Below are 21,094 nucleotides of genomic sequence, written 5' to 3' on the forward strand. Positions count from 1 at the left end.
GGGCCTACTTTTCAGAGCCAGCGTCATCGCCGGACTCATCGAAGCCAGTGTCACTGCCATCACCAGCGCCGGTGCCAGTGCCGTCGCCGGCGGACTCATCCTTGTAGGACGGCACGTACTCCAAAACCTGCTGGCCTTCCTTCAGGCCGCGCTTGATCTCAATGAAAGTGCCATCGTTGGCGCCGAGCTCAACCTTGATTTTGGTGGGCTTGCCGCCATCCTTAGCCGGAGCGTAGACGACACCTTCGCGGAAGCGTCCCTCCACCGCGGTCACCGGCAGTGCCGGGACCTCCGAGGTGGTGCCGCTGCCAAGAATCAGCGTGGCAGGAACACCTTCGTAGACGGTCTGATCTGCGGGAATGTCACAGCGCAGCTGTGGGCCGCCCGAGGAATTTCCAGCAGCGGCGGCGCCCATGCCAGCACCATCTCCGGCGCCAGTGTTCTGCGAGCCCGCGCTACTTCCAGTGACAGTCTTCACCGAATCACACAAAAACGGTGCCGGGCCATCGTTGATGGCGAGGCGGCCATTGTTAATCGAGTCTCCCAGCGTGTACAGCTGGCTCGGCTTAATAGGTGCTACGGCGTGGAAGCTGTTCGGAGAAATCGTGCCAATCTCCTGGCCGATCTCAACCGTCTGGCCAATGACGATATCCCACTGCACAGTGCCAGAAGCCTTAGCGGTGATGTTTCCCCAGGTCACGGTAGTTTCGGGTGCGGCGGCTGCGGCGCCTTCTTCATCGGAATCCGCGCCGCCGGAGGTGCTGGCAGTCTCAGATACCGAGGTCTTCTTCACCTGAAGCAGGTTCTGCCCCTCTACGGCGTTGCCGCCGCTGTTGACATAGGCGTCAGTGATTTCACCGGAAGCGTTGGCGCGGATCACGGTGGGCTCATCCGGGACGATGGTGGCAGACAGCTTCTGCGTGTTATTGATCCGCTGAGGGGATAGCTCCGTGGTGGGCTGGGAGAAATCACCGGTTGCTTGCGCATAGTCCTCGTCGTTAGCGGGGAAGAATGCGATCTTGAGAAGCGCAACGGTCGCCAGCAACGCCAGCGTGTACTTGAAGACTGTGAGCGCTTTTGCGCCCCTCCCTTGTTTTTTCATGTCTGCAGAAGTATCCGATCAGAATCCAAATTGACAGCGTGGTACGCGTGAAATCCTACCCTTAACCCCCCGTGGGCAGTGGTAGTGCTGGCTATACCTTTTATTCAGTGCTGATAGGTATTGCATGAAAGCGCGGTAAGTGCTTTTCGACGGTCATTGCGGGTGGTTTTCGCAGAGGGAATTTTGCCCTTTTTAGGGCCGAGTGTTTGCGGCTGATACAGCGAACCTAATCGGACTAATAATTAAGTCCACATATCAATCGCGGGAGACTAATAGGGAAAATATGAAACTTCGTGTAGGGTGGAAAACGTCAGGGCATGTTGTGACTGCCATCTAGCCCCTGTCTTTAGGAGGAAATCCCCATGTCCAATCTCTATGAAGGTTCCAATGGTCCGACCACTCGCCTCAACGGTGCGCCGGTTCCTACAGAGCAGCACTCGCTAACCAATGGCCCACAGGGAGGTATTAACCTCCACGACATCCACCTGCTGGAAAAGCTCGCGCACTTCAACCGCGAGCGCATTCCGGAGCGCGTTGTTCACGCTAAGGGTGCAGGTGCTTTCGGTGAACTGACCATCACCGAGGATGTCTCCAAGTACACCAAGGCTGCAGTATTCCAGCCGAACACGGTCACGCCGATGCTGGCGCGATTCTCTACTGTCGCAGGTGAGCAGGGCTCCCCGGATGGCTGGCGTGACGTGCGCGGCTTTGCACTGAAGTTCTACACCGAAGAGGGCAACCTCGACATCGTGGGCAACAACACGCCAGTGTTCTTCATCCGCGATGGCATTAAGTTCCCGGACTTCATCCACTCTCAGAAGCGCCTGCCGGACACAGGTTTGCGCGACGCCAATATGCAGTGGGATTTCTGGACTGCCTCTCCGGAGTCCGCTCACCAGGTCACTTACTTGATGGGTGACCGCGGTATTCCGAAGGACTTCCGTCATATGGATGGCTTCGGTTCTCACACCTATCAGTGGATTAACGCTGAAGGGGAGCGTTTCTGGGTTAAGTACCACTTTAAGACTCGCCAGGGCTGGGAGTTCCTGGCGGATGATGAAGCCGCCGAGCTGGTTGGCGAAAACACCGACCACGCTCGCCAGGATCTCTTCGAGGCGATTGAGCGCGGCGACTACCCAACCTGGGACGTCAAGGTGCAGATCATGCCTTACGACGAGGCCGCCAGCTACAAGGTGAACCCGTTCGACCTGACCAAGACCTGGTCTCAGAAGGACTACCCGCTGATTCCGGTCGGCCACTTCACTCTGAACCGCAATCCGGGCAACTTCTTTGCTGAGGTTGAGCAGGCCGCTTTCGCACCGTCGAATACGGTCCCGGGTGTCGGCTTCTCGCCGGACAAGATGCTGCTGGCGCGTGTGTTCTCCTACGCTGATGCGCACCGCTACCGCCTTGGCGTCAACAGCGATCAGCTGCCGGTGAACCAGTCTCGCTGCCCAGTGAATTCCTTCTCGCAGGATGGTGCGGCCACGTACTACTACTCGGATCCGAAGCTGCCGGTTCACGGCTCCAACGCCACCGCTCGCGGCCCGGAGGCCGATACTGAGGCTGCGGCTAAGGCCGCTGGTTGCCCAGTGCGCTCCGGTCACGCCGGCCAGGTCGATGCTGGTGCCTTTGGTCAGTGGGAGAGCGTGGGCGAAGAGTTCTACGCTGGCGCCTACGTGCAGCACCCTGAGGATGATGACTTCTCGCAGCCAGGCGACCTTGTTCGCAACGTGATGGACGATGCCGAGCGCGATCGCTTGGCAAACAACATCGTCGGTGCCATGCAGGGTGTTTCCCCAGAGGTGGAGCAGCGTGTCTACCAGTACTGGACCAACGTTGATTCCTGGCTCGGTGCCGAGGTGGAAAAGCGCTTTAAGGCAACGAAGTAAAGCAACCGCGTAGGGCTGTGCAGTAAAACCGCAGAGTAGAGCTGCACAGTCACGCGGTAGATCAAAGTAAATAGAAAAGCGTTAGCCCTGCAAATGGTTGAACCATCTGCAGGGCTAACGCTTTATTTAAAACTTCTGTCTGTGCATGACAGCCACGGCTTTGTGGTTGCCTGCACGCCGGCCCGGTTTGGGCGGCTAAGGAACAACCCTAAGTGTGAGCTGTTTTAGGCACCGATGCCCGGCAGGCTCGGGGAGCCGTTGAAAAGCGACTTCGGAGCAGCTGCAGCCTCGTCGGCTTCTTCGGCGGACTCGGACACCTCTCGACCCTGTTCGGCAGCGTCGGAGACACTATCAGCCTCAACGCCGGAGACGTGGGTGGAGTTGTCGTTGTGGGTGGACTGATCGTTCGTGATGTTGATGTCCATGAAGTCGCGGCCGAACGGAGCGTTCCAGTCACCGGTTTCCAGGAGGGTCAGGTCACCATCGATGGTCGGGTTAATCTCGAAGGTGACGTTGACGGTCGGGCCGGAAGGCATTGCTTCCAGAACCTCAACGATAGGAGTGACGTCCATTTTTGGTGTTCCTTTTAGACAGTAACGAAATGAAGAATATCGGTTTTAACTGAACAATAAACCGCAGTCTTTTTTAGAGACTGGCGGTTTATTGTGTCAAGGATTGGCGGAGCTATTGTCCTGCCATGAAGCCCAGGAGCTTACTTGGCGCCGATGCCAGAGATGCTCGGGTTCAGGAAGTCGAACTTACGCTGGTCGGACTTGTCGACGGTGGTCTCCGGGTTCAGGAAGTCGGAAACCTCGACGTCGTGGGAGTCGTGGGTGGAGTGGTCGTCGGTGACGGAGATGTCCAGGAAGTCGTTACCGAACGGCAGGTTCAGGTCGCCACCGACGTTAGCGAAGTTGACGTCGTTGCCAGCCAGCTGCTCGAAAGCCGGCAGCGGGCTCTCGACGGTGACGGCCGGAAGGGCTTCGAGGATGGTTGCGATATCTTCTGCGGAGCAGGACATGAGAAAATCCTTAGGTTCTCGGGGGTAAAGATTTTGAGTCGCTCTTGGCTGACTCACAGAAATTAAGTTAACCGATGGGGCAAGGGGCTGCAATGAAAAAATAAGTGCCTCGATCCGCTTTCGGTCGGTTGCGTCCCTCAAAGCTCGCTCAAATTCGCCTAAAAACATTGGAAAGAGGGCGGTTTTGTGGTGTCTGTGACGACTCCGGCCTCTGCCTGAATATCGGATGACAAAAGCGTTGTTTTCTTAAAATTTACCGGGATTGCATTGATTGTTTTGTTCTTGGTGTCACAAAGGTGCAGGCAAACGGCAAATTCATCACAAATGATAACTAAGGGTTCCCTAAGTAAGGGAAACCAAAGTTTAGTAAATGGCAAAAACTGCCACTCAATTTAGGGGCATAAGCGGGGTTAACGAGCGGGCCATAGCCCATGAGAGGTACATCACATTGTGGGAGGCCAAAAGTGTGGGGAAATATACCCCCTTTTGGGTAGGCCGGGTGGCCTAAAGGGGGTGTCGGAGCGCGCTGAGGGGTCGCTGTGAAACTGGCCGCTAACGGTGTGTTCAGGACGTTTCCCGCGCCGCTAGCTACCGCTCCGGGACGTAGTCCTCAGCGGAGCCGTCACGGGCACCCAGCACCGCGCGTCCAAGTACTTCGGAGGCGACGGTAGCGACGACCAGGACAGCAACAATGGCCAGAATGGCGGTGAGGGTTTTGCCCCACGTCAGATCGCCCTGGTCGGCCTCTAAGACCAAGTTGGCAATCACCAGCGCGGGGATGCCCACCATGATTCCGGCGGAAAGTTGGTTCAACCGGCTCAGGGCATCTTTAGAGCGCCACATGGCCACGCCCGCCAGGAGCAGGTACAGAGATCCGCCAATGACCAGCACGGCAAACAAGATAGTTACAAGGATTGAAGCGATACTCATAGTGCGATTCGTCCTTAATCGGTCTTAGCGGCGGCCACGGGAAATAACTCGGGCCAGGCCCACGGTCGACAAAACGCCAAGCAAGCCCGCCAGCATTGCAATATCGAAAGTAATGGCTGTAGTCCGCAGCATGGCAGTTGTGAGGAACACTCCCACCATGGGGTAGAAGGCGGCGTCGGAAAGCACTGCGCGTGAGACATTGCCCTTGACCCGGAAGATCAGCACCACGCCCACAAGCAGCGCCACTGAACACAGAGCAATGCCAATGCCGCTAATTACCTGTACTGCGGTGGGATCGATCAATGTGTCATTCATGAGCGTGCTCCTTTGTCTTCGCCATTGGAGGCAATGCCATCCGGCAGTGGCAGACCATGGTCGACCTCAGCGGCAACACCGACGACGGCATCCGGGTCAATGAACTGGTCTGCGTTGTATTCCTCGAAGACAAATGCCTTCGGGCGGGGGACATCGCGGAGGCGGGGGACGAGGTGCTCCTCCATGTCGTAGAGGGAGTCGTACAGCGCGTCCAGGTCGGCACCGAAGATCGCGTGGATGATAAACAACCGTCCCGCATCGGTTTCACGGACGCCGCAGACCAGCGTGCCCGGGGTCATGGTGATGGACTCGGCAAAGAGAGTGACCTCAAGGTCAGACTTCACACGCAGCGGCAGTCCAATGAGCACCGGCTGCTGCTTCTGGTTCGGGCGCAGAGTATCGAGCACCACGTCCGTCGCAGCTACAACAACCTGCCAGACCAGCCAGAGGGAATAGCGGATAACGTGTAGAAACTTCATCAGTAAATACCTCCGATGGCGTTTTCAACTCCGCCGAGTGTGGCCTCGCGGTAGCCATCAATATTCAGCAGCGCATCGGCCGCGCCGGTGGTCGCCCAAGTGACGGCGCCGACCGCGACGAACATGGCCACGGAAACAATTGCCAGCATGGCGGACGGCGCAACCAGCGTTCCCGGAACACGAACCGAATCATCCACGCCCTGCATGGGTCGGCCCCAGAAGACCGCGCGCCACAGGCGAATCATGGCCAGCAGCGAGCCCAGTGAGGCAACGATGATTGCGGTGATCGCAACAATCGAGCGAGCATCGCCAGTGGCGGCAGAGGCAAAGACAATGCCCACCTTGCCCCACACGCCGGAAAACGGTGGGAAGCCCACAATGGAGAAGCTCATTGCCGCCATCACCCAGGCAACCGCTTGGTCGCGGCGAGCAAGCCCCGAAAGCCTAGAGAGCGTACCCGTACCGTAGGTCTCTTCCACCGCGCCGGAGCCCAGAATGAGGGCGCCGACAGTCACCATGTGGTGGATTGCGTAGAAAATACCCGCAGCCAGGGCAGCCTTGGCGCTGCCCCCGTCGTTAGCGTCCGTGAACGCCAACACGATCAGAATGAACGGCATACCCGTGACCATCTGGTAGGCCAGCACCTCACGCATGGTGTTCTCCGCGAGACCAGCAAACGCGCCGACCAGCATCGAGATCGCCATGATGATAATGATCGGCCAGTGCCAGGAGGGATTCATGCCCACAATCACGACGTAAATGCGGAAGAGCATGTACACCGCAACCTTCGTGTGCACCGCAGAGAACAGTGCCATCACCGCAGGGCTTGTCGACGGGTACGTCCTCGGCAGCCATGTGTGCGCCGGAACCAAACCAGCCTTCACACACAGCGCAATGATGACAATGCCCAGCGCGACCACACCCGTGCCGCCGGGGCCGCCCTCGCTGGCCATGTCGGCCAGCATTGCGATGTTCACATTGCCCGCCGAGCCGTAAATCAGCGCGACACCAATCAGCAGCACCGTGGAGGTCAAGAGGTTGACCAGCACGAAGTTACGGCCAGCAGCCAGGCGGTGCCAGGTACCGGTTACCGCGATCAGGCCATAGGACGGCAGCAGCATGACCTCCATGAACACGAAGAAGTTGAACAAATCGGCAGTCAGGAAAGCACCCGACATACCGGACAACATCATCAGCGTCAGGGAGGGGAAGAACCGCGAAGTGTTTTCGCCCGCGACGTGGGCGAACCAGTTACCGATGGCAACCACAGCCGCGGCCACACCCAGCATCAGCATGGAGAACGTGTCCGCCAAGAAAGGAATCGAGATACCACCGGGGAACGCGCCCACACCGTGGCCGACCGGGCCGTTGTCAGCGACGTAGAACATCACCCAAAACGCAGCCAGCGACGACAGTGCCGGAACGGCGATGCCCATCGTCGCGCGCATCCACAGCTTCGGCAGAATGGCTGCGACCGCCGACAGAATCAGCGGCAGTGCCGCAAACAGCGGCAGTAGCGAAGACAGAGTTGAAGGGGACATTGCAGAGGTCATTGCAGAGGCTTCTACCATTTCTCGTCACCGCCGAATGTGGTCTCGCGCGGGAACTTATTCGGAGCCGAAGAGACCCCTGGGGTGCCGGTGACCGTGGAATCCGAGTCCGACGGAATGTGCTTACCCGCACGACGACCAGCCGTCGACAGCTGTCGCATAGCCTCGCGGTCCTCATGGATACGAGTGTCGTCATCGCGGCCCAAACCAGACAGAGCCAGCATGAACGCGGTGACGGCCATGGTAATCACGATGGCCGTCAGCACGAATGCCTGCGGCAGCGGGTCAGCCATCTGCTCGGCAGCGCCAGCGCCCGCAGTGGTCTCGTTGCCCAGCAGCGGTTCGCCGCGCCAGGCGCCGACACCCGTGGACAAAATAATCAGGTTGGCGGCATGGGAAATCAGAGTCATACCGATGATGGTGCGCAGCATGCCGCGCTGTAGCACCAGGTACGTGCCACCGCCTGCGAGGACGGCAGCCATGATGGCGATAATCACTTCTTGGCCTCCTCAACGGTGGCATGAGCTGGGGCGGGGGCTGGAGCGCTCTCCGCTTCTGAGGCGAACACGCCCATCTCCGGCGGCACCCGCAAGCTTGAGCGGTCTGAGTAGAGATCCTGCATCACATCGTCCGACCCGGTCACACCAGGACGGTTCGGGCCGCCCAGGAGATTCAGCGCGGTTGCCACAATGCCGATGACGGCCAGGTACACGCCGACGTCGAAAAGCAATGCCGTGGTGAGGTGCTGACCCAGGAACTCGCCGTACAGCGGTGCCAAGAACGACCCCTTGGCGAAACCGATGAAGCCCGTGCCGATAGCCGTGATGACACCCGCAGCGCTGAGCACTGCCGGGATCTTCTCGCCAAAGACCAGCTCGTCGCGGTCCTTGGACAGGTAAATCAGCATGACGGCAGCGGCGCCAATCAGCGCCGCGTTGAAGCCGCCGCCCGGAGCGGTACCGCCGCGGTAGAGAACCACAGCGGACAGGGCGAACAGAAGCGGAGCCAACCAGCGGACCAGCCAACGCATCATGATGGAGTTCAGAGCGGGCTCCGCAAGCGGGGAAGGCTGATCGAGCAGGTGCGGGAAGCGAGGCATAGACGTGACAACCGCCGCCATCGCGACACCCGCCATACCGAGAACCGCCAGCTCACCCATGGTATCGAAAGCACGGAACTCAACCAGGATCACGTTGACAATGTTGGTCTCGCCCGTGACCTTCTCAGTGTTATCGATGTACCACTGCGCGACCTCAGGCATCTGACGACGGCCAGTGAGGAACCACACCGCGCCGAACGTAGCCAAGCCCACGGCAACTGCCACAACCGCCGCCGAGGCACGGCGGTTCTTCGAGGTCTCAGAGAACGCACGCGGCTGGAAGCGCAGCACCAGCATCATCAGCACGACAGTCAGGATTTCCACCATGAACTGCGTCAATGCCACATCCGGTGCGCCCAGCAGGAGAATCTGCAGCGTGACACCAACACCGGTGACGCCGAGCAGCACAGCCGCCTGCAAACGGTTCTTCGCCCGAAGCGTGGCCCACACGCCAATCACGACAACAACCAGCGGAATCAGATCGGTCAGGTGATCGATGCCGTCGATCTTCGGCAGCACCGGAGCGCCCCCGACACCCGGAGCGATTGCAATAACCAGGGCGTACACCGCGAGCAAACCAAGCAGCGGCAACAGGTGACGCGATGGCTGATGCGAACGCGCCACCTTGCCCATCGCGCGCCCCACACGCTGCGAGACGCTCAGCGACGCGTTGATTGCCTCCACACCAGTGAACGGGAAGAGCTTGCGGTCTGCCATGACGGCGCCTACGCGGGCACGAGTGAAGATGAAGCCCACGCCGACAGCCAGCACAACCACAGAGATGATCAGCGGCACATTCACGCCGTGCCACAGGCTCAAGTGCGATTCCTGAGTCGTGCCAGCCGGAAGCTGACCGACCGTATCGGCCACGCGGTCCAGCGGGCGGTTCAAAATAGCGCCGGCAGCGAAGGCGGCTGGAAGGCTAAGCACGCCAGGGATGGCAGCCGGGAGCCACAGCGAAATTGGAGCCTCAGTGATGTGGTCCACGTTGCGCGGACCATCCACAAATGCACCGAACACCAAACGTGCCGAGTACGCGAAAGTACCAATCGCACCAATCGCCGCCACCGTCAGCAGAATGACGACACCGGTGTTGCTGAGCGGCGCACCTTCGAATGCGGTCAGCATGCCTTCCTTCGACATGAAGCCGAAGAACGGCGGAATTGCCGCCATCGATGCCGCACCGAAAATCATCGAGCCAAAGCTCCACGGCATCTGCTTCCACAGCGGACCGAGGCGACGAATATCGCGCGTGCCTGCCTGGTGATCAACCACACCAGCCATCATGAACAGCGAAGACTTAAACATCGCGTGCGCAATGGTGTGCACAACCGCAGCCATAATCGCGAACTTCGTGCCCACACCAATCGTGGCGACAATCCAACCCAACTGCGAGACCGTCGAGTACGCAATCAGCTTCTTCAGGTCAGTCTGCTGCAGCGCAAAGTAGGCCGTGGCAACAGCCGTCCACATACCCATGACGATCAGCAGCAACTGCCACACGCGCACGTCCGCGAAGACCGTGGAAAAACGCATCAGCAGGTAAACGCCTGCCTTGACGACGGCCGCAGCGTGCAAGAAAGCCGAGACGGGAGTTGCCGCCGCCATGGCCTCTGGAAGCCAGGCGTGGAAGGGGAACTGAGCTGCCTTCGTGAAAGCGCCCAGGGCCACCAGCGCGGCAATGAGGCTGCGCGCTGCCGGGTTGGCCTCCCACTCAGGCGAAGCCAAAACCTCGGTGAGATTCGTGGAACCGGTTAGCCACACCGCACCGCCGAGGGCGGCCAGAAGCAGCAGGCCACCGGTGAAGGTCAGCAGGAGTGTGCGCAACGAGCCCAGCTCGCCCGACGAGCCCGACCTCGCAATGAGCAGGAACGACGCCATCGAGACCAGTTCCCACCCGATGAAGAGGAGCATGATGTCGTCGGCAAGCACGAGGAGCAAAACCGCCAGCATGAACGCCGTCATCAGGACGTAGAAGCTCATCGCGGATTTCTTCGGCGGCAAATACGCGGTGGAGTAGATGAAGACTATCGAGCCCACCAACAGCGCCAAGAAGCTGAACACCATGGAGAGGGGATCGAGCTTCAGCGCAAACGCCGCGTTCAGTTCCGGGGACCAGACGCGGGACCAGGTGAAGGTGGTGCCGTCGAGAATATCGCCCGTTACACGCGAAAGCTGGACCACCGACGCGAGAAAAAACGCGACGATGGGCCAGCCTGCGTGACGACCAAGAAGCTTCACAAACAGCGGGGTCAGCGCCAGGGCAACCGCGACCAACAGCGAAACCGAAAGGAGGGTCAGGCTGTTGGCGGAAGTTTGGGCTGCTTGGGTGGCTTGAACTGCTTGAGCTGCTTGAGCTGCGAGCGTTGTTGCGTGCTCTGCGGAGCTGCTTGCTTGGGGGGTAATCGTTGCCGGGGCAGAAAGAACGGAATCTAAAGAATTCAATGTTGCCGATACGCCGCCGGACGCAAACTCAGAAGCCAATGTCTGGTCTGGTGGTGCGGTCGCCGACGGCGGACTGGCTGTAAAGGAGCTGGCTGATGCCAGAGCTGTTGCCAGGTGCGTCACTTGGGGGCTACTTTCACATTGCTGTTAAAAAGGTTCGTACTTCTACAGACTAACAGCCACGAAAATGCTCCACGCGGGGTGAAAGGGGCATTTGGGGGAGCGGGGAAAGGCTGTGCGGATGCAGTTTTCCTGGATCCAGTAGTGAATAAATAAATGAACGGGTGATGGGCGGCGGCGGTGGGCTGCTTCAAGTTAGTGACTGCGGTTATGGCAAAAATAGCCCTACCGGGTGCTGATTGTAGCTTGCGTTGTCAAGTTCGGGTTGAGGGGCTATTTCTGAAGTGCCTCCGGCAAAAGCTTGTTGAGTTCTTCTCTGGTGAATTACTTCAGTCCGTCCTCTTTTAAGGGTTTTTGGGCGGTACTGAAACTCTTATCATCGGTACGTTCCACATTGCAGTAGGCCTCAGCGGTCTCTGCTATCAGCACGTCACGACGCTTCCGGGCTTCGGCGATGTCGAGCTCTGGGAAATCTACCAGAAGGGACAAGTACTTTCGTATAAGGAGCCACAGTTGATCACCGGCTTTGCGGTGTCGTGCTGCCTTGGCTCCGATCTCGAGCCGGAAGCTGTACGAGTTGAGAACCAGCAGGAAGAAGGTGATAACCGCAGTGATGGAGGCTATCCAAATCTGCAGGGTAAAGAACACTCCTACCAGTCCAGCGGCTGAAAGCGCGGACAGCACAATCTGGGCCACTTTGATACGGTGTTCGGTCCGGGTGAGTCGTGTGCGTTGCTCTTCTTGTGCAGCGTGAGAGTAGACTACGCTCCCATATCCATTCTCAATTTGTGAGTAGAGCACGTCGCGTTCATGCTGCTGGGAATTTGTCAACGTAAATCAACCTCCACATCTGCGCTGGTTCTGGGTCGTCGCTATAAACGGCACGACGGCTGATGTCTGCGTAGAGCTCCGACTAGAAGTGTGTAGAAATAGTGATTTTGTGTCACGCCAGGTAACACATTCCACGCTTCGCGAATTTCCTGTTCTGTTTTCTATATGGTTTCCGACAACTCATAGATGTTGCGAGTGAGAACAGCGAATAGGGGGTTATTTCCAACGTGGTACGGGTACTTTACGGTCGCAGGATTATTCAGACGGTTTTTACGTTCTGCATTGACAGCACTGGCAGCGTCCAAGTTGGTCTTATGAAACAAGACACGCAGCGGCTTGTAGGTTCCCATCATCTTATTCCTAACGTTTTATCGACCATGTTTCGAAGTTGCAAAAGAACAAGATCTTTAGCAAATAGCACACATTCAACTAAGCCCTATTTACAAAACTTCCATTTTTGCAAATATGCCCAGATTTTGGGGCCCCAGAAAAACCGAGGTGAAGATTTTTGTGGGCGGCGTTGGAGATCGCTCGCATATGGCGACTCGCTCCCTCGTTATGTTTGTAATACGTCTTTCCAATGGTGAGGGCGCTGAGTGAGTCTGCGCAATCCTCTCTAACAACACAACACGACCCTTAGGTTAGACTTGCCTAAGTGGCTCTGGTAATGTTGGTATTATGGGCACAAATAAAAATGAACCCTGCCTTCCGCAAAATGACCGGTCAACTCATGTTGCGGCAGGCCATTGGGTGCTTGCACGGGCTGGCAAGCGAGTTTTACGCCCGGGCGGATTGAAACTAACGAATCGATTGTTGGTTGCGGCCGATCTATCTGGCAAGAAAGTGTTGGAATTCGCTCCGGGATTGGGACGTACGGCCATGCTCATGCTTGAGCAAGGAATCGCCTCCTACACGGGCGTGGATCAAGATCCAGATGCCGTCGCACGAGTGCAGGCCGTTGTTGGGCCGAGGGGCACAGTTGTAAATGCCAATGCGCAAGACACCGGCCTTGAGTCCGAATCAGTTCAGGTTGTGGTTGGTGAAGCGATGCTGACCATGCAAGGCGATAAAGGCAAGCGAGGGATCATCGCCGAAGCGTTCCGACTGCTTAAACCAGGCGGTTGCTATGCGATCCACGAACTTGGACTCACCCCTGACAGCATAGACGCGGCGCTTGCGGACCAGTTGCGACAGCGCCTAGCCCGCACGATTAGGGTTAATGCTCGCCCTCTTACTTGCAGTGAATGGTGCGGATTGTTAGAGCAGGCGGGTTTTTGTATCGAGTGGGTGGGGTATGAGCCGATGGCTTTGCTATCCCCACGTCGTAATCTAGCCGATGAAGGCATAGTCGGAGTTGCGCGAATTATGCGTAACGTTGCGCGTGATAAGGAGTTGCGTCGCCGTATATTGGATATGCGCGCAACGTTCAACGAATACCGCGACAGTTTAACCGGCATCGCTATCGTCGCGCGCAAACCCGCCGCTAACCTGGAAGCAAAGGAGAGCTGATTATGACTGAACTCAAACCATCATCAGCCGGCGCACTGGGGTTTATTGAAAACCTTGCGCAGCGCGTTGAGTATTGTCCGAACTCAACCACTTCTACAACGCTAATGCGCGCTGAAGGGGTGAACGTGGTGTTGTTCTCGTTCGACGAGGGAGAGGAACTATCCGAGCACACCGCCGCGATGCCAGTGATTGTTCAAGCCCTTGAAGGTGAAATCGAAATCAGCGGGGACGGTAAAACGGTGACGTTGCGTCCCGGTGGAATGGTGCATTTTCCTACGCGCCTACCACATGCGGTTAAAGCACTAACCAAAGCAAAAATGGTGCTTTACATGATGAGCCGACCACCGGCGAACTAAGTAATTGACGTCAATTCGCGCAGGAGCGGACCTGTTCTGCCCGCTCCTGCGCGTTGACTTTAAGCAGTATTCAAAAGGGTGTGGCCGACCAAGCTGCTTTAGTGCATGTTGCACACAATTGATGATGAAGTGATGCGGGCGAAAATGCGCAAACTCCGCGTATCTACATTTGCGGATATCTTCTACGAGATCGTCAGCGACGAAGCCTATGCCGACCCCTGCCAGAAGACATTTTCCTCGCAGCAGTCGACGAAGCCTATGCGCAACGCCAACAACGCAATATCGCCAAAGCAATCAGCCTAGCCAAGTTCCGCTACTCCAAACGCCAGCCTGGCTGAAATTACCAGGGCAGAAGAACGAGGTATCAACCTGCGGCAGTTGAAGAGAATCGCGGCAACGAACTGGCGGTAAAACCCAACCAACATTCATATCCTCGCCCCGACTGGGGCCGGCAAAACATATATTGCCTGTGCTCTTGGTGTTGCGGCCTGCCAAGCAGACTACTCGGTGGCCTACTACCGGCTAGATCAGCTCGTTGACATGTTGGCGGTCTTCTCACCGACTGACCAAACCTATCTCAATCTGATGCGCAAACTGATCAACATTGATGTCTTGACCTGGGCCGATCCTAAAAACCAGCCCGACCCATAGTTATTCTATGATCCCTAAAACCGCTTATCTGCATTCACCCCCATTAACGGTGAATCTTCAGATCAAAACTAGAAACAGTATATAAAAAGTATTATACATCTTAGGTGAGCCTTACCTTGCTTACTATTCAGGAATCGAGGTTTACTATGACCCAACAGTCCTCTACGTCCACACGGAGTACAAGCTCATCCAGTGGGTTGACGGCACGTTTAAACACCAGAGATCTCATCAACGCTGGCATCTTTGCTGCACTTTACTTTGTGATCACCTTTGTAAGCGGAATGATTGGATTCGCAGGACCACAATTCATGTTTATTGGATGGTTCATCGCGGCAATCGCAAACGGAATCGTGCTAGCGCTTTATGCCGCCCGCACGCCCAAAATGGGTGCTTTCACCCTCGTCGGTGGTATTAACGGACTAGCATTCATGCTCACCGGACACTACTTCTGGACCCTGCTGGGAAGCATAATTCTAGGGTTTATCGCGGATTTGATTATTACAAAAAGCCACCTCAGTATTGCCAAGTCCTTCCCTATTGCCTACGGCGTCTTCTGTGTCTGGATTTCTTTGCCTTTTATCCCGCTAATTCTGGATACGGACTCCTACTACGTCGATATCGCAGACCAAATGGGGCAAGAATATGCCGATGCTATGTCGGATATCTTCCAGCCATGGACCATTGGAGTACTGGCCATTTGTGCGCTCATCGTCGGCTTTATCGGCGGAAAGGTCGGAGTTCGCGTCAGCCGCAAACACTTTGAAAGCGCTGGTCTCCTGTGAGCCTGCAAAAACAGGGCGTGCTTCGTCGATCTTCGATCGATCCACGGACCGTGCTGCTTTCTGTTCTAGTAATCAATGCGGTAGCTCTCAGCCACGGCCACCTACCGACACTGCTGATTTCTATCGCCTTCAGCTCCATCGCACTAGCTACAGTAAAGCCACACTATGGTCTTATTTGCCTGTGCGCTTTTGCATTATCCTATCTAGGGTATTGGGGCCTATTACAGCTTCCTGGCTCCACATTTTTCGCTTTTTCAGCGGCAATTTTTTCGTGGCTAAGCCGTTTTGTCATCAGCATGTCCATCGGCGCATTCGGCTTGCTCACTCTCACACCATCCACGTTGACCTCAGCACTGCGGGACCTGCGTTTACCAGGCTGGGTCACCATTCCACCGGCGGTATTCCTGCGCGTTTTGCCGATCATCGTGGCAGAAGCCAAAGCCATCCGCGATGCCATGGTCCTTCGGGGTCTCCAGCCTGGAGTAAAAAGCTGGATCACACAGCCCACACAATCGTCCGCGATGCTGGTCATCCCCTTATTAGGTGCCGTCGTCCGCGCTGGTGATGAGCTCGCTGCCTCTGCTCTTGTCCGGGGATTGGGAGGACCCGCACGCCCAACCACCACCGCCGATCTTTCCTTCAAGCTTGTCGATGCAACTGCACTAGCTGGGTTGGGCCTCGTTGTTGCCTCTGTCTGGCTTCCCACGGAGGTCCACTTATGAACGAACGCAGTATCGCAACCAGTGTAGACGCCCACAACGTTTCTTTTACATATCCATTGGGAGCTCGACCAGGCATTCAAGGCGTATCTGATGTGTCTTTTTCTGTCTCTCCAGGACAGTGTCTACTGATTACCGGTGATTCCGGATCGGGAAAGTCCACGGTACTCAAGTTGATCAACGGACTCATCCCCCATTTCAATCCAGGAGAGCTACTAGGCACCATCACTATTATAAAGGATGACCAGGCTTTTACCCCTGCGGAAGAACCGCTGTCCCGAGCCATCGAGTTCAGCGCCTCAGTATTCCAGAATCCAAGGACACAATTTTTCACTGAAAGCGTCAATGCAGAATTGGCCTTCGGGCTAGAAAACCTTGGTGTAGATCCCAAAGAAATTGAGTCGAGGATTCAATCAGCGGTCGAGCTACTAGGCATTAACGATCTTCGGGGCCGGCGATTCAAAGAATTATCCGGTGGACAGTTACAAACCGTGGCATGCGCATGCGCGCTTGTGTCCCCGGGCAGTCTCGTGCTTCTCGATGAACCCACGTCCAATCTCTCCATGGAAAGCATCGATATTCTTGCACGCGTGCTACACCGCTTGAAGGAATTAGGCACAACGATCATTATCGCTGATCACCGCCTCTTTTTCTTAAAAGATATCGCTGACCAAGTTATTTACTTGACTCAGGGAAAAATAACGCGGAGTTTCCACGCTCAGGAGTTTTATGCCTTAGACGAACCCGAACGCAAACAATTGGGGCTACGCAGCTTACACCACGTTCCCCTGCCCGCGAGCGTGCCGGTACCACCCACGCTCGAAAACGCCGATCCCCAGCGGAGCGGACTCGAGCTAAGCAACATCTGTTTTTCTTATGGCACACATGAGGTGTTAAACATTGACCACGCATTTTTCCCCAGCGGCGAAGTCACCGCCTTAATCGGGCCCAACGGCGCTGGAAAAACCACTCTCGCTAGGATCATTTGTGGTCTTGCTTCTCCCAAACGCGGCGGTAGTCTCCGTTTGAACAGCAAACGAGTAGGAGCGGCTGCCCGCAGACGTGCCGCGTACATGGTGATGCAAGATGTTGGCCGCCAATTATTCGCAGCCACCACCGAAGAAGAAGTCACGCTCGGACTGGCAAAGAAGAAGCGGGACCACATCGATGTCAATGAGATTCTCCATCGCCTCGATCTGGCAGGAATGGCTCAACGGCATCCGCAGTCTCTGTCCGGTGGGCAACGGCAACGCTTAGCCATAGCTTCAGCCCAAGCCGAGCAAGCAGCGATCTACATCTTCGATGAACCTACCTCTGGCGTGGGCTGGCGCCAACTGCAATCCATCTCTGCGCTACTTCGATCTCTTGCAGCAAGCGGAGCAGTGGTCATCGTCATCACCCATGACCACGAATTCATCCAAGAATCAGTCACCAGAATCATCGATATGACTGACATCAACAAGAATTGAGAAAGAAATGTCTGAGGTAAAACAAAGTTCCACAGAATCAAGCGGAACCCACGCACCAGAATCACACGGTGCGTCACCGGAAGAAGAGGCTCGCGCAAAACTAAAAGCCGGCCAGGTCGCTCTAAAAAAGCTACTGGCCCCAGTGCAAACAACCATCTACTTCGCACAGTTTCTCGCGCTTGTATCCTCGGTACTCGCCGTAGCACCCTACGTCGCGTTGGTGGCACTGGGAAATGCTCTAATCGACGGCAATACTGATGACGTCGCGTCCATTGTGAAATGGCTACTTGCTGCATTTTTGGGCCAGCTATTCTTCTATTTCCTTGCTCTTGCGATCACCCACTTCGCTGATGCGAAGCTGGTGGGGATTAACCGGCGCCGAATTATTACCGCTATTGCGAAAGCACCACTCTCGTGGTTTAGCCAGACTAATTCCGGCAAAGTTCGCAAAGCCGTCGAGGACGATACGTTAACTCTGCACACCCTGACAGCCCATGCTCCTGTAGAGCAGGTTGCCGCGATTTTTACGCCCCTCGCGCTTCTGGTTTATGCCTTTATCTTGGATTGGCGCCTTGGTCTACTTTCTATTGCCACTGTGCCCATTTTCCTAGCAATCCAAGCGTATTCAATGAAGGATATGGGCACAAAAACTGCGGAAATGGATAATTATCTGGGTGAGGTCTCTGCGACTGCGGTGGAGTTCTCCGAAGGTATTTCCGTCGTCAAGGCTTTCGGCACCGTTGGCAAAGCCCACGCTCGATATCGCGAAGCTGCCCAAAAATTCGCGGAATTCTATTACGAGTGGGTACGTCCGCTTCTGCGTGTTTCCGCAATCTCAGAGTCTGTGGTGGCGGTTCCTGTCCTCATTCTTATCAATGTAGGAGTCGGTTCCCTGCTGATAGCTGGTGGCTATGTCACGGTCGCTGAAGTCATCGCAACAACGTTGATTGCGCTGGTGATCCCGGGCACGATTCAAACCGTCGGCCGAATGTTGTGGTCTTACCAGCTCGCTGGCAATGCGGCGTTGCGCCTTGATGAAGTCATGACAATTTCCCACGTGAAAGAAGGCTCAATGAGCCTCGATGCCAGTAGTCAAGACATGGAGGTGGAGTTCCATGAGGTCAGCTTTAGCTACGCCCCAGACGCACCAGTCCTCCAAGGCTTTTCTGCGCAACTAAACGCAGGCACTGTCACGGCATTGATTGGCCCCTCCGGGTCTGGCAAATCCACAGCAGCAACGATGCTGGCGCGTTTCCAGGATCCAGATTCGGGCACAATCACTATCAACAACGTGGATATCCGTGATCTCACTTTCGACAGTTTGTACCGCACTGTGGCTTTCGTCTTACAAGATCCTCACTTACTGCGCATGAGTATTCGGGAAAACATTCGCCTTGCACGCCCAGAAGCTCGCGATGAAGAGATCTGGCAAGCAGCAGAGGCCGCGCACATAGCTGCTGATATTCGCGCTTTACCGGCTGGGCTCGACACCGTTGTTGGTGAGGACATCTCTTTATCCGGTGGACAACAGCAACGTATTTCTATTGCACGGGCAATTATTACCAATGCCCCAATCTTGATCCTAGATGAAGCTACTGCGGCAACTGATCCTGACTGCGAAGCAGAAATTCAAGCAGCTCTAGCCACACTCGTCAGAGGCAAGACCGTCTTGGTCATCGCCCACAAGCCGGAGTCCATCCAAGGCGTAGACCAAATAATCTGCCTCGAGCCTATGAAGGATAATTCTCATGTCTAATGCCACTACGCCTGCTAGTTCGCGTCTTCTTGATCCGCTACTCACTCGCAGTGTCAAAAAGCTGCAAAGTCCTGTAGGCCATAAGCTCAATAAAAGGCATGCTTGTCTATCGCTTATCGTTGGCGTGCTTGACGGCCTCGCTGTTCTCACGCTCGTGCCACTTACAAAGGCACTCGATGGGGATACGACGATCGCACCATGGATGTGGATTCTTTTGGCAATTGCGCTCGTAGCTTTTGCGCTACGATTTTTCGCAACCATGGCCTCTTACCACACGGCCTTGGATTTCATCCGAACCGCGCACACGACTGTGGGTGATAAATTAGCAACGCTACCGCTCGGCTGGTTCGTACCGGCTAATACCGGCGGCCTATCTCGCCTCGTCTCAGATCGCTTTATGGTGGCGGCCGAGACCATTGCGCATACTCAAGGAACGATATACCGCGATAGCGCGGCACTTGTCACCTTGTTAGTAGGAGCGTGTTTCTGGAACCCGAAGCTGGGCTTGGTCCTTCTTATCATCGCACCATTGGCGCTCGTGGTGATGCAGTTGGCTGCATGGATTCGTAAGAAAGCATCGAACCGCGCACTCGGGCCGAGTAAAGAGCTCTCCCAGCGCATCGTAGAATTTGCTAACCGTCAACCAGCCCTGCGCGCGGCAGGACAATCACAAGTTTTTGCGCCACTAGAGCAAGCGCTAGAAATCGACCATAAAGCACGAATACGCGAGCTATGGGTATCCACATTAGCTTTGCTACTCAACGGCATAGTAGTGCAGATCTTCATCGTGGCTCTCATTATGGTCTCCGCGGATCTTGCCGTTGAAGGCGCCCTATCGCCACTAGAAACAATTGCGATCATCGGAATCAGCTTGAGGTTTACCCGCACGCTTGAGCAGCTGGGTTCTTCTTTCGTCGGTTTAGACGCAGGTCGTATCGCGCTCACAGAAACTGAGCTCATCACCGATGCCCCTTCCCTGCCAGAACCCACTACTCCGCGCCCAGGCGATGGTTCGGGAAGTGTAGAGCTGCGTAATGTCACGTTTGGATACGGCGATAAACCAGTATTGGTAGATATCGCTTTCCGTGCTCGACCAGGCACCGTTACCGCCATTGTCGGTCCTTCTGGCTCCGGAAAGACCACAATTGCGCGCCTTATTTCGCGATTCTGGGATGTAGATTCCGGGGCGGTGATGGTTGACGGCGTAGATATCCGCGAGCTTGGAACCGAACAGTTAATGTCCAGACTGTCCATGGTCTTTCAGGATGTCTACCTCTTCGACGACTCGTTAATCGCTAATATCCGCGTTGGTCGTCCCGACGCCTCCGATGAGGAAGTCTTCCGCGCAGCTGATCTTTCAGGCGTGACTTCTATTGCCAACCGCCTAGGGTGGCATACTCCTGTTGGTGAAGGCGGGCGGCTTCTATCCGGTGGTGAACGCCAGCGCGTATCTGTAGCTCGCGCGCTTCTCAAGCAAGCGCCGATTGTACTCTTTGATGAGGCTACTTCCGCGCTCGATGCAGAAAATGAGGCAAACATCCTTGCTGCGATGGACGAGCTACGGGAGCAATCTACTTTTATTGTCATCGCCCATAAGCTGGATACAATCAAATCTGCTGATCAAATCGTAGTCTTGGATGAACACGGGCAAGTCAGCCAGCTGGGCACGCATTCTGAGCTTTCCGTTGTCCCCGGTATCTACCGTCACTTCTGGCAGCAACGCAAAGCAGCACGCGGGTGGAAAATCAGTTCGGGACGCGATTAACGCGGGAACCGAGATCGGCGTTGTTTGCGGGGGCACCCTTCTCCCCCGCAGCACGGCGAACCCTAAGTGCACCAACAAAGCCCAGAGCGAGGAATGCGGTGGCGGCGACGAGCGACCACTGCGCGGCGTTGGCCATGCCTTCGCTTAAGGCCCGCACCGCTGCCCCAGGAGCACGGTGCTTTGCGTTGCGGAGGCTTGCCCGGAGTCATCGACGGGAATATCCCGCAGCACCGTGCCTGTCAGCTGCGCGGAGGCGAACCAGAGGCCCAAACCCAGGAAGGCACTCAAACCACCCGGTCCTAA

19 protein-coding genes and 1 pseudogene are annotated in these 21,094 nt (G+C 56.1%); 9 read left to right on the plus strand and 11 right to left on the minus strand.

The window, feature by feature from the left end; genetic code table 11:
- Positions 1–4: 4 nt before the first annotated feature.
- Entirely contained in the window at positions 5–1,102 is a 1,098-nt protein-coding gene (locus HMPREF2681_RS05180; protein ID WP_070546313.1) for an efflux RND transporter periplasmic adaptor subunit, read from the minus strand.
- Positions 1,103–1,464: 362 nt separating this feature from the next.
- Here HMPREF2681_RS05180 and HMPREF2681_RS05185 point away from each other — a divergent pair, with 362 nt between their 5' ends.
- A complete protein-coding gene (locus tag HMPREF2681_RS05185) occupies positions 1,465–2,994 on the plus strand; it encodes a catalase (RefSeq protein WP_070546314.1) in 1,530 nt (509 codons plus the stop codon).
- Between the two features lie 224 nt (positions 2,995–3,218).
- Here HMPREF2681_RS05185 and HMPREF2681_RS05190 read toward each other — a convergent pair whose 3' ends face one another.
- From HMPREF2681_RS05190 to HMPREF2681_RS05230, 9 genes are all read right to left on the minus strand, one after another.
- Positions 3,219–3,566: a hypothetical protein gene (locus HMPREF2681_RS05190; RefSeq protein ID WP_016421912.1), complete on the minus strand. Its 348-nt coding sequence runs from the start codon at positions 3,564–3,566 to the stop codon at positions 3,219–3,221.
- Between the two features lie 140 nt (positions 3,567–3,706).
- Complete coding sequence (locus tag HMPREF2681_RS05195) at positions 3,707–4,015, minus strand: hypothetical protein (protein ID WP_016421913.1); 309 nt, start codon at positions 4,013–4,015, stop codon at positions 3,707–3,709.
- Between the two features lie 588 nt (positions 4,016–4,603).
- A complete protein-coding gene (locus tag HMPREF2681_RS05200) occupies positions 4,604–4,945 on the minus strand; it encodes a monovalent cation/H(+) antiporter subunit G (protein ID WP_016421914.1) in 342 nt (113 codons plus the stop codon).
- A gap of 24 nt (positions 4,946–4,969) precedes the next feature.
- Entirely contained in the window at positions 4,970–5,260 is a 291-nt protein-coding gene (locus HMPREF2681_RS05205) for an MnhF protein (RefSeq protein ID WP_070546316.1), read from the minus strand.
- Complete coding sequence (locus tag HMPREF2681_RS05210; RefSeq protein ID WP_016421915.1) at positions 5,257–5,739, minus strand: Na+/H+ antiporter subunit E; 483 nt, start codon at positions 5,737–5,739, stop codon at positions 5,257–5,259. Before HMPREF2681_RS05210 ends, HMPREF2681_RS05205 begins: the two co-directional genes overlap by 4 nt.
- Positions 5,739–7,280: a monovalent cation/H+ antiporter subunit D family protein gene (locus HMPREF2681_RS05215; RefSeq protein ID WP_070546379.1), complete on the minus strand. Its 1,542-nt coding sequence runs from the start codon at positions 7,278–7,280 to the stop codon at positions 5,739–5,741. The genes HMPREF2681_RS05210 and HMPREF2681_RS05215 overlap by 1 nt, the downstream gene beginning before the upstream one ends.
- A 23-nt stretch (positions 7,281–7,303) precedes the next feature.
- On the minus strand, positions 7,304–7,786 hold the full coding sequence (locus HMPREF2681_RS05220; RefSeq protein ID WP_070546318.1) for a sodium:proton antiporter: 483 nt from the start codon (positions 7,784–7,786) through the stop codon (positions 7,304–7,306).
- Complete coding sequence (locus HMPREF2681_RS05225; RefSeq protein WP_070546380.1) at positions 7,783–10,689, minus strand: DUF4040 family protein; 2,907 nt, start codon at positions 10,687–10,689, stop codon at positions 7,783–7,785. The genes HMPREF2681_RS05220 and HMPREF2681_RS05225 overlap by 4 nt, the downstream gene beginning before the upstream one ends.
- A 588-nt stretch (positions 10,690–11,277) precedes the next feature.
- On the minus strand, positions 11,278–11,784 hold the full coding sequence (locus tag HMPREF2681_RS05230) for an SLATT domain-containing protein (protein ID WP_070546320.1): 507 nt from the start codon (positions 11,782–11,784) through the stop codon (positions 11,278–11,280).
- A 678-nt stretch (positions 11,785–12,462) separates the two neighbouring features.
- On the opposite strand from HMPREF2681_RS05230, the gene HMPREF2681_RS05240 reads away from it, so the two are divergent.
- From HMPREF2681_RS05240 to HMPREF2681_RS05275, 8 genes and pseudogenes are all read left to right on the plus strand, one after another.
- A complete protein-coding gene (locus HMPREF2681_RS05240; RefSeq protein ID WP_070546323.1) occupies positions 12,463–13,293 on the plus strand; it encodes a class I SAM-dependent methyltransferase in 831 nt (276 codons plus the stop codon).
- Between the two features lie 2 nt (positions 13,294–13,295).
- The gene (locus HMPREF2681_RS05245) at positions 13,296–13,649 is read left to right on the plus strand and encodes a cupin domain-containing protein (protein WP_049181708.1); all 354 of its coding nucleotides are present in this window, start codon (positions 13,296–13,298) and stop codon (positions 13,647–13,649) included.
- Between the two features lie 105 nt (positions 13,650–13,754).
- Positions 13,755–14,264, plus strand: a pseudogene (locus HMPREF2681_RS05250) (ATP-binding protein); the annotation flags it as partial.
- A 182-nt stretch (positions 14,265–14,446) separates the two neighbouring features.
- Positions 14,447–15,082 (plus strand): MptD family putative ECF transporter S component, encoded by a 636-nt coding sequence (locus HMPREF2681_RS05255; RefSeq protein WP_070546325.1) that lies wholly within the window; start codon positions 14,447–14,449, stop codon positions 15,080–15,082.
- A complete protein-coding gene (locus HMPREF2681_RS05260) occupies positions 15,079–15,804 on the plus strand; it encodes an energy-coupling factor transporter transmembrane component T family protein (RefSeq protein WP_049181703.1) in 726 nt (241 codons plus the stop codon). The genes HMPREF2681_RS05255 and HMPREF2681_RS05260 overlap by 4 nt, the downstream gene beginning before the upstream one ends.
- Positions 15,801–17,270, plus strand: coding sequence for an ABC transporter ATP-binding protein (locus HMPREF2681_RS05265; protein WP_049181699.1), 1,470 nt, complete (start codon positions 15,801–15,803; stop codon positions 17,268–17,270). Before HMPREF2681_RS05260 ends, HMPREF2681_RS05265 begins: the two co-directional genes overlap by 4 nt.
- A 7-nt stretch (positions 17,271–17,277) precedes the next feature.
- The gene (locus HMPREF2681_RS05270; protein WP_070546327.1) at positions 17,278–19,026 is read left to right on the plus strand and encodes an ABC transporter ATP-binding protein; all 1,749 of its coding nucleotides are present in this window, start codon (positions 17,278–17,280) and stop codon (positions 19,024–19,026) included.
- Complete coding sequence (locus HMPREF2681_RS05275; protein ID WP_070546329.1) at positions 19,019–20,791, plus strand: ABC transporter ATP-binding protein; 1,773 nt, start codon at positions 19,019–19,021, stop codon at positions 20,789–20,791. The genes HMPREF2681_RS05270 and HMPREF2681_RS05275 overlap by 8 nt, the downstream gene beginning before the upstream one ends.
- On the opposite strand, the gene HMPREF2681_RS11320 is transcribed toward HMPREF2681_RS05275, so the two are convergent.
- Positions 20,772–20,927, minus strand: coding sequence for a hypothetical protein (locus tag HMPREF2681_RS11320; RefSeq protein ID WP_168162080.1), 156 nt, complete (start codon positions 20,925–20,927; stop codon positions 20,772–20,774). The genes HMPREF2681_RS05275 and HMPREF2681_RS11320 overlap by 20 nt on opposite strands.
- Positions 20,928–21,094: the final 167 nt, after the last annotated feature.

Source organism: Corynebacterium sp. HMSC064H12 (assembly GCF_001809925.1).
Classification (GTDB): domain Bacteria; phylum Actinomycetota; class Actinomycetes; order Mycobacteriales; family Mycobacteriaceae; genus Corynebacterium; species Corynebacterium jeikeium_D.

Excerpts from the sequence above, each read along its gene's own strand:
- HMPREF2681_RS05180 (WP_070546313.1), bottom strand. The coding sequence starts at position 1,102 with ATGAAAAAACAAGGGAGGGGCGCAAAAGCGCTCACAGTCTTCAAGTAC.
- HMPREF2681_RS05185 (WP_070546314.1), top strand. The coding sequence starts at position 1,465 with ATGTCCAATCTCTATGAAGGTTCCAATGGTCCGACCACTCGCCTCAAC.
- HMPREF2681_RS05190 (WP_016421912.1), bottom strand. The coding sequence starts at position 3,566 with ATGGACGTCACTCCTATCGTTGAGGTTCTGGAAGCAATGCCTTCCGGC.
- HMPREF2681_RS05195 (WP_016421913.1), bottom strand. The coding sequence starts at position 4,015 with ATGTCCTGCTCCGCAGAAGATATCGCAACCATCCTCGAAGCCCTTCCG.
- HMPREF2681_RS05200 (WP_016421914.1), bottom strand. The coding sequence starts at position 4,945 with ATGAGTATCGCTTCAATCCTTGTAACTATCTTGTTTGCCGTGCTGGTC.
- HMPREF2681_RS05205 (WP_070546316.1), bottom strand. The coding sequence starts at position 5,260 with ATGAATGACACATTGATCGATCCCACCGCAGTACAGGTAATTAGCGGC.
- HMPREF2681_RS05210 (WP_016421915.1), bottom strand. The coding sequence starts at position 5,739 with ATGAAGTTTCTACACGTTATCCGCTATTCCCTCTGGCTGGTCTGGCAG.
- HMPREF2681_RS05215 (WP_070546379.1), bottom strand. The coding sequence starts at position 7,280 with ATGTCCCCTTCAACTCTGTCTTCGCTACTGCCGCTGTTTGCGGCACTG.
- HMPREF2681_RS05240 (WP_070546323.1), top strand. The coding sequence starts at position 12,463 with ATGGGCACAAATAAAAATGAACCCTGCCTTCCGCAAAATGACCGGTCA.
- HMPREF2681_RS05245 (WP_049181708.1), top strand. The coding sequence starts at position 13,296 with ATGACTGAACTCAAACCATCATCAGCCGGCGCACTGGGGTTTATTGAA.
- HMPREF2681_RS05255 (WP_070546325.1), top strand. The coding sequence starts at position 14,447 with ATGACCCAACAGTCCTCTACGTCCACACGGAGTACAAGCTCATCCAGT.
- HMPREF2681_RS05265 (WP_049181699.1), top strand. The coding sequence starts at position 15,801 with ATGAACGAACGCAGTATCGCAACCAGTGTAGACGCCCACAACGTTTCT.
- HMPREF2681_RS05270 (WP_070546327.1), top strand. The coding sequence starts at position 17,278 with ATGTCTGAGGTAAAACAAAGTTCCACAGAATCAAGCGGAACCCACGCA.
- HMPREF2681_RS05275 (WP_070546329.1), top strand. The coding sequence starts at position 19,019 with ATGTCTAATGCCACTACGCCTGCTAGTTCGCGTCTTCTTGATCCGCTA.
- HMPREF2681_RS11320 (WP_168162080.1), bottom strand. The coding sequence starts at position 20,927 with ATGGCCAACGCCGCGCAGTGGTCGCTCGTCGCCGCCACCGCATTCCTC.